Below are 16009 nucleotides of genomic sequence, written 5' to 3'. Positions count from 1 at the left end.
TCAGGAGCCAAGCAAGGCGCTGATCTCGGCGCGAGAAGGCATGGCGGGGGCCGTACCCGGCCGTGTTACGGCGATCGCGGCAGTCGCGCAGCCGAAACGGACGGCCTCGATTGGCGCCCGGCCTTCGGAGATCGCCGTCGCGAACCCACCGAGAAAGGCGTCGCCGGCTCCGGTTGTGTCAACGACATTTCCCGCCGAAAATGCGGGGACGAATTCGCTCTGCTCGGCGGTGTGATAGAGCGCACCGCGCGCGCCGAGCGTGATGACCGCTGCGCGCGCGCCTCGGGCGACCAGCGTGCGCGCCGCCGCACGCGCCTGTTCATCGGTTTCGATCGCATGGCCCACCAGTTGCGCCGCTTCGACTTCGTTGGGAACGATGAAATCGCTCAGGCCATAGATGCTGTCCGGGATGGTGCTGGCCGGCGCCGGGTTGAAGATGGTCGTGGCCCCTGCCCTTTTGGCGATCGACAGGCCATGCAGGGCCGCTTCCAGCGGTTGTTCGAGCTGTGTCATGAAGATAGCAGCACTTTCGATCGCTGCCCGGTTCGCTTCGACATCTTCGATGCCGATCAGCCCTGCGGCGCCCGGCACCACGATGATGGCATTGTCGCCGCTCGCTTCGTCGACGAAGATGAAGGCAGCGCCCGTGGAAACCCCGTCCATCTTCATCACATTGGCTGTGACACCCGCCTCCGCATAGGCCGCAAGGGCCATCGCGCCGAACGCGTCGTTGCCCACCCGTGAAATGAAAGTCACCTTGCCGCCGGCTTTTGCCGCGGCGATCGCCTGGTTGGAGCCCTTGCCTCCCGGCCCGAGCGTAAAACCCGACCCCATCAGCGTCTCGGCGATTTGGGGCAAGCGCTTTGCCTTATAGGCGGTGTCGGCGGCAAAAATGCCTAAGATGACGATCCCGCTTTTCTCGCTCATCGCACGGCCTCTTCCGCTGGAATGACGCCCTTGGTCAAAAGGAAGCATCCATAGAACCGCAGTTCCCCGGTTGCGATCACGCAATAGGCCTTTTTGGCGATGTCGTAGAACGCCATGCGTTCGACGGGATACATCGGCGACGGCTTGCCTTCGGCCCGGTCGACAATCGACTGTACTTCCTGTTGGATCGGCGGGATTTCATCCGGTTTGCCGATCACTTCCATGCGTCCGACCGACGGCTGAATCGGCGTGTCCAAAGGCAGGACCGAAAGGACCGCGTCGATCGCCTGCGGCGCGGGAATGTTTTCCATGGTCAGCAGTTTACCCAGACGCGTCTGGCGGGCTATCGAATCCGATGGAAAATTCATGTCGGAGATGACGAGATAGTCGCCATGTCCCATGTTGCTAAGTGCCTGAAGAATGTCGCCATTGAGTTCGGCCCGAATTCCCTTGAGCATTGATCTTCCATCCTTTCTCTAGCCGGAGCGCCGGCCGTGCTTCAATTTCTGTCCCGGCGATGTCCGGCTCGGAGCGCCCGTGCGCCTTTCGGTTCGCCAGGTTGCGGGCACGGGCCGCTCGAACCGCGCACGATCAGCGATCCGTCCACCATTTCGTCCCCCTTGCCCGGCGGTTCCTCCAGGAGAAGGCTGACCGCGCGCCGCGCCAGCATGTCGGCTGGCTGGCGTATGGTTGTCAGCCGCGGCACCACGAGATTGGCAAGCGAAATGTCGTCGAAACCGGTGACGGACAGTTTTCGCGGCACATCGATCTTAAGGTCACGGGCGGCGCGCAATGCGCCGATCGCCTGCTGGTCGCTGGCGGCGGCTATCGCCGTCGGCCGATCCTGCGGCGGGCGCGAAAGCAGCTCGCGGGCAATTCTTTCGCCGGATTCATAGTCGAATCTGCCATGGGCGATTTGCAGTTCGACAGGCTCGCCGGTCTTGCCGAAGCCGTCCATGCGGCTGACGAAGGCCTCCTTGCGCATGCGCCCTGCCTCAGTGTCGGTCGGCCCGGAAATATAAGCGATGCGCCGGTGCCCCAGCCCATAGAGATGATCGGCAATCAGCGTGGCCGCCTGCGCATGGTTGGTCGACACCAGGGGAAAGGCGCCGAAGCGCCGGTCCAGCGATATGACCGGGACCGAGGCTGGCAGATCGAGACCTGAACCGTCGCTCGAAGCCACCACGATGATGCCGCGCACCGATCGGTCGAGAAAAGCCGAAACGTGGCTCTGCTCCGCCTCGCTGTCGTTATGCGAGCTTGCCAGCATAAGGCTGTGACCGCATTCGAGCGCCGCGCGCTCGATGCTTGCCGCAAGCTGCGCAAAAAAAGGATTGGTGATGTCGGGAACGACGAGGCCGATAACGTCGGTTCTGCTGGTACGCAAGGCTCGTGCGGTCACGTTCGGCCGGTAACCGAGCGCCGAAATAGCGTCGTTGACCCTTTCCCGCAGCAGGGGTTTGACCGCGGCTTCGCCCGACAGAACGCGCGAAACGGTGCCCACGGAGACGCCCGCATATTCGGCGACATCCTTGACTGTGGGCATCTTTGGCATGTTCAAACGTCCCGCGGCTATTTTACCGCTCCTGCGGTCATCCCGGCGATGATGTGCTTTTCCAACACGACGCCGACGATGACCAGCGGAAGGATACCAGCGGTGGAAAGGGCAGCCATCGACCACCAGTTGATGCCCTGGCTGCCGGTCTGGCTGGCGATCATCACCGGCAGCGTGTTCGTGTTGGTCGAGGTCAGCAATGCGGCGAAGAAATATTCATTCCAGCACAGGATCAGCGCCAAAAGGAAGGCGGCAACCATGCCCGGCAGTACGAGCGGCACGATGATGCGGGCAAACGCGCCCCAGATCGACAGGCCGTCGACCAGCGCGGCCTCCTCGAGCTCGACCGGTATGGTCGCGAACTGATCGCGCATGATCCAGACGACGATCGGCAGGACCATCAGCGTATAGACGGCGATCATGCCGGCATAGGTGTCGAGCAGCGCCAGCTCCTTGTAGAGAACCAGGAATGGCAGGGCGAGGACGACAGGCGGCATGATGAGCTGCGACAGGAAGAAAAAGGAAATGTCGGAATTGCGCATATGGCCGAATTTATAGGAGAAACGGCTGAGGCCGTAGGCGGCGAGCGATCCGAGCACAACCGCAAGAGCGGATGCCGTGACGGAGATGATCACGCTGTTCCAGAGCCTGCGCATGAATTCATCACGCACCGTCGAAATCTGGGGAATCGTATCGGGAGAGAGGCCGAGCGAGCGCCAGCCGAGCCAGTTGGGCGCGAAATTGAACCAGGGGATCAGATTGCCGCGCATGACATCTGCGGCTGTCTTGAATGAGGTCGAAACCGTCCAGAACAGCGGGAAGATGCAGACACACGCCCAGATGACGAGCAGGCCGTAGACCGCCAAACGCATGGCCCACCAGCGAATGCGTTGGCCCCGTCCGTATTTTTCGAAATCGATGCGAACCATCAGAGCCTTCCTGTCATCCGCTTGACGATACGGTCGGAGATCTTCATCAGCCCCGTCATGCCGACGACGATGATCACCAGATAGACGAGCGCGAGCAGGGTTCCGTATCCGACATTCGAACGGTCGCGGTATTCGCGATAGATGAAACTGGTGACGGAATCCGTCGCTCCTCCGGGGCCTCCCGATGTCACCGTGATGATGATGTCGGCGAGCTTCAACTTGAAGATGATGCGGATCATCACTGCCGTGACCGACACTGGCAGCATCAGCGGGAAAATCACCTGCCAGAAGCGCTGCCATTTGGTGGCGCCGTCGACCTCGGCCGCCTCCAGCACCTCCCTCGACAAGGCCTGCAGTCCGGCGAGCAGCATGATCATCATGAAGGGAATGAAGGTCCAGGCATCCATGATCATGATCGAAAGGCGCGCCGTCAGCGGATCGCCGAAAAAGGACGGGTTTTCCCAGCCGAGCCAGCGGGCCATGCGCGCGATCGGGCCGAAACGGGTCTCCAGCATCGATTTGCCCACCATCCAGCTCACCGCGACCGGCGACAGCATCAAGGGCACGAGGAAGGTGACGCGCCAGAACTTCCGGGCAATGATTTCCTGGTTGAGGAGCAGCGCCAGGCCGAAGGCAATCGCATATTCCACAGCGATCGCAAGGCAATAAAGGATCATGTTGAGCAAGGCGTTGGCATAGAATGGATCGGCGATCATCCGGCGGACATTGTCGAGCCCGTTGAAGCGCCGGCCGGCGGAAGAGGCGAGGTTCCAATCCGAAAAGCCGATCCAGAGCGCAAAGAGCAGCGGGAAGACCACCATCGATACGACGAAAAGCGCGGCCGGCAGAACAAAGAGCGCCTTCTTGCCGGCCTCGCCGTATATGACGACGCGGGTGACGCAGAGAACCGCGGCCCAAATGAAATAGGCGTAGAGAACCGGCCGCCAGTTGGCAAAGCCCCAATCGGTCCAGCCAAGTTCGTGGACAGCCTGCAATACAAAGGATGCCATGAACCATATGGCGCTCAGCCACAGAGCCGAGCGGCCCCAAAAACGGCGGCTCGCGGAAATGGAGCCGGCTTCGACCGTGTGGAGCAGGTCGCCTTCGACTGTCGACATTGATATTCCTCGCCCGGACAGGATGGGCGCTGGCGAAGCCTTTCAGTCCGCCAGCGCGTTTATGTCAATCGATCAGAGCCCGAGGCTCGTCCGATAGAGCTTCAGCTGGCTATCACGGCCGATCTGGTCGGTGATCTTTTCCCAGGCGGCTGCAATCGCATCCGCGGTTTCCTGTGCCGACTTGTATTGTCCGGCAAAGCCCTTCGCCAATTCGTCCTCCGCAACGGAGTAGTATTGGAAGATGCCGGGGATGCGCGGCTCGATCGCAGCGTTCGGATGGTTGTAGCTGTCGGCGTTCGAACCCAGATAGTCCTCGATGTAGGCGCGGTCGTAACCTGCCTTTTCCCATTCGTCGTAGTTGAAGTGCGACTGACGATAGGGCTGGAAACCGGACGGATAGGCCGACGTCCAAAGGGAAAGATCCTTGCCGCCGAGATGGGCTGCAGCAGACCAGGCCGCCTTGCGCTTTTTCTCGTCGCTGGAGACCCGTTTGGTGACGTAGATGCCCCAGCCGAGATAGGCCATGTTGGGCGCTTCGTTATACTTGTCTTCCCATTGCCCGGACTTGCGGTTGTAGACGCGGTTGGAGCCGCGGTTGATGCCGAAACCGACCACGTCGCCGACGACCGAGGTATCCGAGGTGCGCGCGCTGGAGCCGACGTCGCCCCACCACATCAGCATTGCGCCGGTGCCTGCCAGGAACTGCGAGAAGGCGGTGGTGCCGGGGTCCGCATTGATCTGGTCGGCGGGATAGGCCTTGGCCGCGATCAGATCCAGCACATCCTGGATCGCCTGGACCCAGGCGGGGTTGTTGACCAGCGGCTTCATGTTCTCAGGATCGAACAGCCAGGCCGGATCGCCGGGGTATTTGGCATAGGCCGTCGCCCGGTTCTCGATGAAATAGAAGCCGAAGCCGCCCCAGCCCTTGAGCGGGTCGAGATAGCCATAGGCCGGCTGGCCGGTCAGCGGATCGGTCTTGCCGATCAGCGCCTTGGACGCTGCGTTGACGTCCTGCCAGGTCTTCGGCGGCTCGGCCATGCCGCTGATCGAGCCTTCGCCGAAGTAATCCTTGCGATAGGCGAAGGTGTGGCAGTCGCCATCGATCGTGACGCGATAGGTCTTGCCGTCCCAGGTGCCGACCGGCGGCTTCAGGTAGCTCACCAGGTCGTCGGCTTCGACCTGCTTTGCAGCCCAATCAGGCATCTCGTCGAGAAGCCCGCGTCCGGCGGTATCGCCTTCGAAAGGCGCGCCCATTTCAAGGATGTCGAAATCAACCGTGCCGGTTGCGATCGACTGCTGAAGGCGGGCGTTGTAATCGGCCTGGGCAAGGTCGATCCAGTTGATCTTGGCGCCGGTATAGGCTTCCCAAGGCTTCAGGAAGCCGCGGAACAGGAAGTTGTGCAGATTCTGGTTGTTGAGCCCCATGAAGGTCAGCTCGACGCCGGCGAATTCGCCCTGCTTGACATTGGCCTTGGTCGGGCCGAGGCAGAGCTCGCCGACCTTCTGCCAGTCCGCGTCCGTCGGCGAACCCTTGCCGACGCCGGGGATCTGCAGGATCTGGGCGCGCAGGTCATCGGCCGCGAATGCGGTGCCGGCAATTCCGCCCATCGCGCCGGACAGGCCGAGCAGAGCCGCCGCACTTGCCGTTCCGCGCAAAAGGTCGCGGCGGCTTGCCTGACGGCGCATCAATGCATCGTAAATTTCGACTTTCATGTCTTCCTCCTCCACGTTTGGTGCGCTGCCGCCGGCCAGTGTTCCGGATAGGCTCCGGCCCGAATTTGGGACTGGTCTCGTGCAGAACTATCTGGTAAACAAGAAAATGAAACGTTTCATAATTCTTGTTTGAAACCGCTCCTCTCGGTCTCATCAGTGAGCATTAGACGGGAAGCGCAAAAAGTCAATAAAAAATGAAACGTTTCATGGAGGAGGTTCTGAAGGTATTTCGGATCGTGGCAGAGCGCACTTTCGCTGTGCCTCAAACTCTGGATACTGTCGAGAAATTCATCCCCTGGAACGTGTGCCGGGGGTGACCGGAAAGCGAGTGGGAGGCATATGGCTGAGGTCAATATTTCAGAGGCGCGGAAGGCATACGGCGCCTTAAACATCCTGCATGGGGTCAATATAGACATTCGCGATGGCGAGTTCGTGGTCCTCGTCGGCCCGTCCGGTTGCGGCAAGTCGACCTTGCTGCGCATGGTCGCAGGCCTCGAGAGCATTACCGGCGGCACCATCTCGATCGGCGGAAAGATCGTCAACAATCTGCCGCCGAAGGACCGTGATATTGCGATGGTCTTCCAGAGCTATGCGCTCTATCCGCACAAGACCGTTGCCGAGAACATGGTCTTCGCGCTGCGTCTGCAGAAGCAGCCGGCCGATGTCATCAAGCAGCGCCTACAGGCGGCGGCCGAAACCCTCGACCTCGTGCCCTATCTTGACCGCTATCCGCGCCAGCTTTCGGGCGGCCAGCGGCAGCGCGTAGCGATGGGGCGAGCCATTGTCCGATCGCCGCAAGTCTTCCTATTCGACGAGCCCCTGTCGAACCTCGATGCCAAGCTGCGCGTGCAGATGCGCAAGGAGATCAAGGAGCTCCACCAAAGGCTGAAGACCACGACCATTTACGTTACCCATGACCAGGTCGAAGCAATGACGATGGCCGACAAGATCGTGGTCATGCAGGGCGGCAAGGTCGAACAGACGGGAACGCCCCTGGAGCTTTACGACCGTCCCCGCAATACGTTCGTGGCCACCTTCATTGGCTCGCCGTCGATGAATCTGCTGAAAGGTCACTACAAGGCCGACGGTGCGGTCTTCGTCACGGAGACAGGCGATGAGATTGCGCTCGGCTTCACGCCGGAGGCGTCCGATGGCCAGCCTGTGCGCCTGGGCGTGCGGCCCGAACATCTGTCGCTCGCTCCGAGCGGCTTGAAGACGACCGTCAACGTCACCGAACCCACTGGCCACGAGACGATGGTATTTTTGCGCTACGGATCCGGCGAACTTGTCGCGGTGCTGTCCGAACGTCACGATTTCGAGCCCGGGCAGGCCGTAACGATCGCGGCCCGGCCGGGCAAGCTTCATCTGTTCGATGCGGAGTCCGGCAAGGCGCTGCGACGGGATTGAGGAGCCGCTTGTTGCCGGCCGGCAGGCTGCGGCTGATGAGGTACGCGGCCCTCGTGGCGTTGACAATGAGTTCGAGAGCCGGTCCTTGACCGCCTGCCGTCGCTCAATACGACGACAGGACAGGCAGGGTGATGCTGGTCAGCACCGCCTGCGTCGCGCCACCACCGGCAATAAGAGTTCGAAGATGTTGCCGTGCCGCGATATGGAACGCCTCAACGATCCCTTATGAAGTTCCGCGATCCGTTCAACGATCTTAAGTCCTATTCCGAGGCCTTCCGCACTCTGGGTTTGATGGAGGAAACTGCCAAATACATCCTGTCGATCTTCGACCTGGATACCGTATTCTCCCACCCTGACAATGATCTTCGTTGAATCCGGCGTATGGCGAACCGCATTCTCGATCAGATTGCGAAGGGCGTCTTTCAATAGAGCTGGTGCTGCTCTGACACCTGCCGCCTCGATCTGGGCGAACACCTCCAGCGAATGCTTGTTTTCGTAAACCCAAGGTGCGAGCTGCTCGGCCACGCCTGTACAAAGAACGACGAGATCGACCTCTTCGAACGTGCTGTGATCGAACGTGTCCAGCCGCGCGAGCGCCGTCAGCTGGCTCACAAAATGCACGAGGTCATCGAGATCCGCCTCAGCTTTCCGCGCCCTCGGATGGTCAATACGGCCGAGTTCGAGTTTGATGGCCGCAAGCGGTGTGCGCACTTCATGGGCGATGCCCGATGTCAGTATCCTTTGCGATAGCATCAGCTCGCCAATTCGTTGGAACGCCCGGTTGACGGCCACCGCGAGATGGGCAATTTCTCGCGGCATTCCCTCGAAGGGCAGATGAGATCCGGAATCCATCGGATCGATGAGTTCGGCAGCATCGGCCGCGGCCTTCACAGGCTTCAGGGCGCGGCGAACCGATATTAAGGTTGCCCCGAGAACAAGTCCGAGCAAGATGCTCATCGGCACGATCATGTGCTCGAGGATCTCGTTCCAAAAGACGGCGGAGGCGAGATTCTCAGGATCGCCCACAGTGGCGACATCAACCAGAATCCGCTGCTCGCCGATCTGGAAAGCTCGGCCCCCGACAAGCGTAAGCGGTTTCCCTGGCTTGATGGTGCGAAGCCAAAAATCCGGAGGATTGACCTCCGCGGGCAGGAAACGGCTTTCGCAGGCATCGTCGCAGGACTCGAAGATAAGGTGGCCCCGGCCGTCGCGAATGCGGGCGACATAGCCGGTCTGCGGATGGGCATAACGCCGGCCTACAGCTGCCGGCAGCCTGTAGGTAACGGCTCCGTCCCTGCCACCGACGCCCGAGGCAAGCCGCTCTGTTTCCTGCTCGACATACAGGCGGGAAAGTTCCCCGACGTTCCAATAATAGTCGGAGAAGACGACGGCGAGCTGGACAAGCATCGCGACCATGGCGAAGAAGGCGATCCTTCGCGTCAGAATGGCCGTCAAGGTAGGAGCCGATCGAATCAACCTCGGTCCTCGCGCAGCATGTAACCGACGCCTCTCACGGTTTCGATGACGGCATTGGCGGGATGTCCCTCCAGTTTCCGCCGGAGCCGGGAGACCGCCAGCTCGACGGCGTTGCTGCTGCGCTCGTCACCGAACTCGGAGAAAGCGTGTTCCATCTTGCGCTTGGAAACCACGTTCCCGCCATTGCGCATCAGCAGTTCGAGCAGCGACTTTTCCGAGGGGGCGAGCGCCATTTCAATGCCGTTGCAGGTGACCTGGCGGGACGCCGCCTCAAACCTGACGTCGGCGAATTCCAGTGTCGGCATGGCTGTCATGGGCGAGCGCCGCATCAGGGCTCGAATCCGCGCGATCAACTCGCCATTGTTGAAGGGTTTGATCAAGTAGTCGTCAGCCCCGGCATCCAGCCCGGCGATCCGTTCGTCGACGGCCCCGCGTGCCGTCAGGACGAGCACCGGAATCTGCCGCTTCGCGAGACGCAGAGACTTCAACACGTCGAGGCCATCTTCGTCAGGCAGGCCAAGGTCAAGAAGAAGGAGATCGTAGCTTGTTCCGTCAAGCGCGAGACGGCCTTCATTTGCCGTAGCAAAGGCATCCATGCGCCAGCCGGCCTCGCGGATGGCTTCGCAAAGAAGCTCGCGAAGCCGGACGCTGTCTTCGATCAGAAGAATTCTCATGCTCTCTTTCGACCTGTCACCATCGACCAGACGAGATTTTCCCGATGTCTCCAGCTCTCGACCAATGCCGCCCCGGCATGGATGAAGGCGAAGACCATGATGCTGTTGGCGATGACACCGTGCACTTCCTCGAGCCATTTGTCGCCCCAGAAGGCATCGAGCGTCGTCATCCAGCCACTGACCGCGGTCATTGCAAGAATCACCATGAGGCCCAGCATCATGATCGATGCCAGCGGATTATGGCCGATATAGCGTTGCTCGCTGCCATTGATCATGCCAAGGATCTGCGCCCTCACTTTGCCAGGTGTCGGGAAGAAGTCTCGGAACCGCGCATGCCTGGTTCCGACGAACCCCCAGATGATCCGTACGACGATGGCCATGGCAACGACGTAGCCGGTCAAACGGTGCCAATATTTTCCTTCCTCAAACACAAAAAGATTGAGGATGCAGGCCGTAACGACGGTCCAGTGAAACAGTCTGACGATTGGGTCCCAGACCTTGACGGTGCCGCTCGCGACCTGGGAGGGCCGGAGGCCCTCCTGCTTCTGCAACTCAATGGGCGCCATGGTCAGTCGCCTTTCTGGACGATTTCGCCGGACACCGGATTGAAATAGACTTCGGCGCGGTCGCCCTTCTTGTCTTTGCCGTAGATCTCGTAGCAGCTTCCGGTGATCTCGAAGGTTTTCACCTGGTAGCCCAGAGCGTCGATTTTTTCCTTCATGGCTTTCTCGGGCATCCACTTGGACTTCGGCTCCTTGGTGCAGCTTGGACTGGCAATGGCCAGAGCGGGAGTTGCGGCGATGATCACAAGAGCGGAGATAAGTTTCAACTTCATCGTTCAATCCTTTGCTTCTGCCTTTCATGAGGCGACCGCGACTGGATAGAGGCTTGAACCTGTCTGTTTGCTGTCGGTGAGACCATTCGTATTTGCGGCAGGCGAAGACGGGTAGCCTGCGGGCGCCTTGGTCCTGCCGATCCGGTGAGCAGGGCAAAGCCCCCACGCCGGAATTGAAGACGATTCGGCCGCGGCTTCGAGTTCCTTCCATTGTTGACGTTGATCAAAGCGTCCTGGCTTCAACGCCGCTAACTTATCCTCACTAGCCCCAAGGTTGCTTGCCTGCTCCAAAGGCTGGCACTCAGCCCACGGGCTTCGCAGGCAAATGCCGGCCTGGTTAAAGATTCTCGTGCGCCGTTGCCGAGGAGATGCGAAGCAACAGGAGTCGAAAATGCTCGTTCAAGACATCATGACATCGCCGGCGATAACTGTGACGACGTCCTGCTCCGTCGCCGAAGCCGCCAAGCTGATGCTCGACAACAAGATCAGCGGACTACCGGTTGTCGATGCCAATGGAGCGCTCGTCGGCATCGTCAGCGAAGGGGACTTTCTGCGCCGCGGCGAATTGAACACCGAGCGCAAGCGGTCGTGGCTGCTCGAATGGCTGACGAGCTCCGGAAAGATCGCCGCCGAATATGTCCGAACTCATGGAAGGCGGGTCGATGAGGTGATGACCTCCAAGGTCAGCACGATCGCGCCGACCGCCTCCATTTCCGACGCCGTCAAATCGATGGAACGCCAGGATGTCAAGCGTCTGCCGGTGGTGGAAAATGGCAGGCTTGTCGGTATCGTCTCGCGCTGCGATCTCTTGCGGGCTTTGTCTCGGGCACTACCGTCATCGCTTTCGGCCGGAGACGCTCAGATCCAGGCGGCAATCGAATCGGAACTTGCAAAGCAGAGCTGGAGCCGCAACGGCTTCATCCATTGCCACGTCACCGGCGGCGTTGCCGAACTGACCGGAACGATCTTCGACGAACGCGAGCGCCTGGCCGCAAAGGTCGCGGCCGAGAACGTTGCAGGCGTGACGTCTGTCAGGGACCTGCTCGTCTGGGTGGATCCCTATTACGGCATCGCACTGCCGCCGCCGGATGCCGAGATGAGACAGAATTGAAAAGTCAGGGAGGCAAACCACGGAATGGCCAGCCGGCAGGAGCGCTCCAAAAGGTGAAAGCCCGTTCCCGTCGCTCGCAGCGGCGCCGGCCATTCTGACGCACAAATACGAGGCCATGAGGCTGAAATGCCGAGAAGTCTGTTTGGATTCGTGTTCCTGATAGGGCGCCATCACCAGATCGCGATCGCGGCCCTTTCGATCGTTCTCTTCCTCGCCGGCACCGCGCCGCTGGAGGTCCAGAGGCGCATCATCAATGCGGCCACAAACGGCACCCCCTATCAGGCCATTCTAATTCTCGTTCTTGCCTATCTCGGCCTCGTCCTGCTGGAAGGCCTGACCAAGCTGATGCTCAATATCTATCGTGGCTGGATCGGCGAGGTCGCGGTCCGCTGGCTGCGTAAATCGGCGCTTGCGACCTCGGAACGCTCGGCCGAGGCTCCTCTCGATGCGATTGCCGAAGGCGTGCAGCTCTCGATCATCATCGCCGAAGCCGAACCGGTCGGCGGTTTTGTCGGCACCAGCATCTCGGAACCGCTGCTGCAGGCAGGCATTCTTGTCGCGGTCGGCGGCTATTTGATCTTCCTGCAGCCCCTGATGGCGCTTGCCGTCGCCGTCGTCTTCCTTCCGCAGATCGGCTTCGTGCCGCTGATGCAGTCCGCCATCAACCGCCGCGTCGAAACCAAGATCACCGTCATGCGCCATGTCAGCCAGAGTATGGTCCAGCACGTTGTCACTAGTGATGCGCTCGATGCCCAGGATGATCGGATTGAGAGGCTCTTCTCGCTGAACATGAGCGTCTACAGGATCAAATTCACGATGAATTTCATGATGAACCTGATGACTCAGCTGGGCTATGCCGGCATCTTCGCCCTGGGCGGCTATTATGTCGTCACCGGTCAGACTGAAATTGGAACCGTCGTCGCCTTCATCTCCGGCCTCTCCAAAATCAGAGACCCGTGGGGAGAACTCGTCGACTGGTATCGCGACCTGAGGGTTACGCAGGTGAAGTATGCCATGATCCGGGATGCAAGTACTGCCGTAAGATTGCAGGAGGACGAGATGGTCGGGGAGACGGCAGCGGCTGACGCCATGGAGGCGTGAAACGGGCGGCACTACGGCAGCATCTTTCCCGTCCGCCGCAAGGCGTCATGCCAGCTGAGCGCCTCTTCCAGGATGAGGCGTGTGGCCGCCGCGTAGCAGCGCGCGCCGATAATAATCTTTCAGCGTTTCACGATAGGTCGGATGCACGCAGTTGGCGATGACGACCTCCGCCCGCTCCCGCGGGGCAAGGCTGGGTGACGACGATCGCGGCGATTTTTTCCGGCGGGATCGGAATGAATGGTACGCCGATGCGGCTGTTGGGCGCAACGATGGGGATCGCCTCCCGGCTCGGTCGCGCGGCAGGGATATAGATATCGTGGAGACCTTCCAGTGCTCCCGGCTGCGACAGGTTTATCTCGACGATCACCTTCGGTGCGAGGACGGCGAAACTTGCCGAATTGCCGACGGAGGTCGTCGGCACGGTGCCGCCGCCCTCGGTAATCGCGGTCGCCTCGATGACGGCCAAATCCACCGGTGCAAGCTGGCCGCTGCGCAGGAATTCCACCGTCTCCGAAAGATGCTATAGACGAACATCACTTCGCCGGCATTGATGCCCGGCGTAAGACGGGATCGGATTGGAACGGCATGCGGCGCGCGATGACATGAGCCTCGGTGAGCGTGCTGTCGAGATTGTGGCCGAGCGATGCACCGGTCGTCAGTGTGATTTTCAGCGGATCGCGTCTTGCCCGTTCCGCCAGCGCCAGCGGCACGGCCTTGGCCTCGCCGGCTCTGGTGAAGCCGCTCATGCCGACGATCATGCCATCGGTGATCAGCTGCGCGGCCTCCGCGGCATCGACGATACGATCCCACAGCCGATCGTTCGGAAGCCGGTCCTTGAACGTCATGCACAGGCCCCTCAATGCGACAGCAGGACAGGCAGGGTGATGCTGGTCAGCACCGCCTGCGTCGCGCCGCCGAGCACGAATTCCCGCAAACGCGAATGACCGAAGCCGCCCATGACGAGAAGATCGGCTCGCAATTCGAAGGCCTTGCTCTGCAGTACCTCCCCGACAGGATCGCCGTGTGCGCGCAGCCGCGTCACCTCCGCCATCACGCCGCTCTTCAGCAGGTTTTCGACGAGATAATCGCCTGTCTCGTACGTCACCGGCTTCTCGTCGACCACGGAAAGCAGGCAGACCTTGGAGGCCTGCTCCAGGAAGACGGAGGCATCATGTGCCGCCCGGGCAGCCGCGCGGCTGCCATCCCAGGCGATGGCGACACGGTCGATCCGGCCGCCGAAGGGCGCCGGCGGATAGAGTATGAGCGGCCGCCCCGACCCGAACAGTACCGCCTCGACGATCGGACGGGAGACGCCGGCCAGTTCCAGAAGCACGAGATCGTAGGCGCGCGAGGCTTCCGCCAGCGCGTCGACGACGAATGGCTCCTCGACCTTGATCTCGCGGGTGCGTAGATCGACGGAAGCCGCCCGTGCCTCATCGACCGCTTTCTGCGTCAGCGTCGAAGCGCGCCTGCGGCTCAGCGCCGCCGCTTCCCGCGCCATTTGTGCCGCATCGATGATCAGTGAGGAGAGGGCATTGGAGACGTCGGGAATGGTAATCTCCACCGCACAGACGGTGAGCGTCGCCTGCATGTGGCGCGCCAGCATGACCGCATTGGCGATCATGATTTCCGAAGTCGCATCAGGATAGGTGAGAAGCGGTAAAAAGATATGCCGTTTCATGGTGGACACCCCAAGAAGAGAATGGCGGACTGGGTCGCCACTCTCGCACTTCAGCGGGAATTGCGCGTTGACATGTCTCAAACTGCCCATCCCCTCCCCATTGATGCCGATCAATGCAGCCTTCCCGGGCGGTTGTACGGTGATGAGCGTTGCATTCGGCCGGCCGAATGGGCGAACAGAGCGCGGCATGTGCCGCCGTTTCACGCAGCGGGAAAGCGTCGATGAAGAACGAAGAGATAGAAAACAAACTGAAGACCATGAAAGCGGACCTGCAGCGCCGGCGGTCGGCGATCGATGCCGATCTCGGTGCCGCGCTGGATCCGGATAGCGAAGATCGTATCACCCAGGTCGAGAACGATCAGGTGCTGACCGAAATGCGAAGGGAAGCCGTTGCGCAAATCACATCGATCGAGGCGGCCCTGGAACGGCTGAAGCGCGGAAGCTTCGGTCGCTGCGTCAGATGCCTCGCCCCGATCGAACCCAACCGGTTGGAGGCCATCCCCTACACGCCATATTGCGTGAGCTGTGCCCGTCTGGCGGACGAGGGGCCCTCCCCGTAAGACCGAGCGTTCTGTGGCGGCGAGAAAGCGAGGGGGCCTGCCTTTCTCGCCGCCTGGATAATCGCTCCTCTGGTCATCCCGCAGCGACCATGCAGCACTCTTGGCGTCAGCCAAGCTGACCTCTTCTGTGATGAGCGATCTGTTGCCCGAGCCGTCAGTCGGCCCTGCCAGACCCAAACGAGATTGCTCTTTATCAATGTGCGAAGCCGCGCGGCCGGTCTAAAATGACTCCTGGAACACCACCCGAAGGAGCGTCTCATGTCATTGGGTTTACGGGAACTTACGCTGGCTGAATGCCACGCCGTCCTGGGAGAGACAAGATTTGGGCACCTGGCCTGCTGCAAGGACGGTCGGCCCTATGTCGTGCCTATCTATTTCTCCTTTGAAGATGGCGTCGCATACTGTTTTTCGATGCCCGGCCGCAAAGTGGAATGGATGCGGGAAAACGACAGGGCGTGCCTGCAGGTGGACCGGCGGGTGGGCAAGGGCTGGACGAGCGTTATCGCCGAAGGAAAGTTCGAGGAGTTCCCCGACACCGAGCTCCGGCGGAGTGAGCGTCTGCACGCCTGGGAAATATTGCAGAAGCACGCGGACTGGTGGGAAGTCGGTTCGCTCAGCCCGAAGGAGGTTCCGATCCTTGCCGAATCTCCGCACATCTTCTTTGGCATCCTTGTCCGGACGTTGTCAGGCCGCGCGGCCTTTGCTATCGATTAATACCTATCGCCCGGACACGTGCCGCAACCGGGCGACATGCATGCAAGGTGAGAGGCGCCGGGCCGGCTGAACGCCGGCCGATCAGTGGGCCATGAATATCGGCATCCTGCTTTCTTCGATCATGCCGCGCGTCACGCCGCCAAAGATCGTCTGCTGCCAGCGGGGATGGTTATAGGCACCCATGACGATCAGGTCGGCGGACACGTCG

16 protein-coding genes and 2 pseudogenes are annotated in these 16009 nt (G+C 60.9%); 5 read left to right on the top strand and 13 right to left on the bottom strand.

Annotated features, from left to right (window positions below; all coding sequences use genetic code 11):
- The 6 genes from HJC00_RS30670 to HJC00_RS30645 form a co-directional block, all read right to left on the bottom strand.
- The gene (locus HJC00_RS30670) at positions 1-927 is read right to left on the bottom strand and encodes a ribokinase (protein ID WP_221123603.1); all 927 of its coding nucleotides are present in this window, start codon (positions 925-927) and stop codon (positions 1-3) included.
- Positions 924-1385 carry an RbsD/FucU family protein gene (locus HJC00_RS30665; protein ID WP_184459996.1) on the bottom strand — a complete coding sequence of 154 codons (462 nt, stop codon included), beginning with the start codon at positions 1383-1385 and terminating at the stop codon, positions 924-926. Before HJC00_RS30665 ends, HJC00_RS30670 begins: the two co-directional genes overlap by 4 nt.
- Positions 1386-1426: 41 nt before the next feature.
- Complete coding sequence (locus HJC00_RS30660; protein ID WP_221123604.1) at positions 1427-2482, bottom strand: LacI family DNA-binding transcriptional regulator; 1056 nt, start codon at positions 2480-2482, stop codon at positions 1427-1429.
- A 17-nt stretch (positions 2483-2499) separates the two neighbouring features.
- The gene (locus tag HJC00_RS30655; RefSeq protein ID WP_183700060.1) at positions 2500-3411 is read right to left on the bottom strand and encodes a carbohydrate ABC transporter permease; all 912 of its coding nucleotides are present in this window, start codon (positions 3409-3411) and stop codon (positions 2500-2502) included.
- Complete coding sequence (locus HJC00_RS30650) at positions 3411-4529, bottom strand: carbohydrate ABC transporter permease (protein WP_221123605.1); 1119 nt, start codon at positions 4527-4529, stop codon at positions 3411-3413. Before HJC00_RS30650 ends, HJC00_RS30655 begins: the two co-directional genes overlap by 1 nt.
- Before the next feature lie 72 nt (positions 4530-4601).
- Complete coding sequence (locus HJC00_RS30645) at positions 4602-6242, bottom strand: extracellular solute-binding protein (RefSeq protein ID WP_221123606.1); 1641 nt, start codon at positions 6240-6242, stop codon at positions 4602-4604.
- Between the two features lie 339 nt (positions 6243-6581).
- Here HJC00_RS30645 and HJC00_RS30640 point away from each other — a divergent pair, with 339 nt between their 5' ends.
- Positions 6582-7649: an ABC transporter ATP-binding protein gene (locus HJC00_RS30640; protein ID WP_221165099.1), complete on the top strand. Its 1068-nt coding sequence runs from the start codon at positions 6582-6584 to the stop codon at positions 7647-7649.
- Positions 7650-7787: 138 nt separating this feature from the next.
- On the opposite strand, the gene HJC00_RS30635 is transcribed toward HJC00_RS30640, so the two are convergent.
- Genes HJC00_RS30635 through HJC00_RS30620 form a run of 4 tightly spaced genes read right to left on the bottom strand, consistent with a single transcriptional unit; the run spans position 7788 to position 10634 of the window.
- Positions 7788-9125: a HAMP domain-containing sensor histidine kinase gene (locus HJC00_RS30635; protein WP_210633400.1), complete on the bottom strand. Its 1338-nt coding sequence runs from the start codon at positions 9123-9125 to the stop codon at positions 7788-7790.
- Positions 9122-9799 carry a response regulator transcription factor gene (locus tag HJC00_RS30630; protein ID WP_221156744.1) on the bottom strand — a complete coding sequence of 226 codons (678 nt, stop codon included), beginning with the start codon at positions 9797-9799 and terminating at the stop codon, positions 9122-9124. The genes HJC00_RS30635 and HJC00_RS30630 overlap by 4 nt, the downstream gene beginning before the upstream one ends.
- On the bottom strand, positions 9796-10365 hold the full coding sequence (locus tag HJC00_RS30625; protein ID WP_210633402.1) for a cytochrome b/b6 domain-containing protein: 570 nt from the start codon (positions 10363-10365) through the stop codon (positions 9796-9798). Before HJC00_RS30625 ends, HJC00_RS30630 begins: the two co-directional genes overlap by 4 nt.
- Positions 10366-10367: 2 nt before the next feature.
- Entirely contained in the window at positions 10368-10634 is a 267-nt protein-coding gene (locus tag HJC00_RS30620) for a PepSY domain-containing protein (RefSeq protein ID WP_221156742.1), read from the bottom strand.
- Between the two features lie 391 nt (positions 10635-11025).
- Here HJC00_RS30620 and HJC00_RS30615 point away from each other — a divergent pair, with 391 nt between their 5' ends.
- Together HJC00_RS30615 and HJC00_RS30610 are read left to right on the top strand one after the other, a co-directional pair.
- On the top strand, positions 11026-11745 hold the full coding sequence (locus tag HJC00_RS30615) for a CBS domain-containing protein (RefSeq protein WP_210633404.1): 720 nt from the start codon (positions 11026-11028) through the stop codon (positions 11743-11745).
- A 126-nt stretch (positions 11746-11871) separates the two neighbouring features.
- Entirely contained in the window at positions 11872-12846 is a 975-nt protein-coding gene (locus HJC00_RS30610; protein ID WP_221165098.1) for an ABC transporter transmembrane domain-containing protein, read from the top strand.
- A gap of 193 nt (positions 12847-13039) precedes the next feature.
- Here HJC00_RS30610 and HJC00_RS30605 read toward each other — a convergent pair.
- Positions 13040-13691 (bottom strand): annotated as a pseudogene (locus tag HJC00_RS30605) (propionyl-CoA--succinate CoA transferase); the annotation flags it as partial.
- 11 nt (positions 13692-13702) lie between these two features.
- A complete protein-coding gene (locus HJC00_RS30600; protein ID WP_221123609.1) occupies positions 13703-14527 on the bottom strand; it encodes a universal stress protein in 825 nt (274 codons plus the stop codon).
- 221 nt (positions 14528-14748) lie between these two features.
- Here HJC00_RS30600 and HJC00_RS30595 point away from each other — a divergent pair, with 221 nt between their 5' ends.
- Together HJC00_RS30595 and HJC00_RS30590 are read left to right on the top strand one after the other, a co-directional pair.
- Positions 14749-15087: a TraR/DksA C4-type zinc finger protein gene (locus HJC00_RS30595; protein ID WP_210633407.1), complete on the top strand. Its 339-nt coding sequence runs from the start codon at positions 14749-14751 to the stop codon at positions 15085-15087.
- Positions 15088-15345: 258 nt separating this feature from the next.
- Entirely contained in the window at positions 15346-15801 is a 456-nt protein-coding gene (locus tag HJC00_RS30590) for a pyridoxamine 5'-phosphate oxidase family protein (RefSeq protein WP_210633408.1), read from the top strand.
- Positions 15802-15882: 81 nt separating this feature from the next.
- Here HJC00_RS30590 and HJC00_RS32905 read toward each other — a convergent pair.
- Positions 15883-16009 (bottom strand): annotated as a pseudogene (locus tag HJC00_RS32905) (universal stress protein); the annotation flags it as partial.

This window comes from Rhizobium sp. NLR22b (genome assembly GCF_019685295.1).
Taxonomy (GTDB): Bacteria; Pseudomonadota; Alphaproteobacteria; order Rhizobiales; family Rhizobiaceae; genus Rhizobium.
The sequence above is the reverse complement of the archived record's forward strand: the minus strand, read 5'-3'. Positions and strand labels throughout refer to the sequence as shown.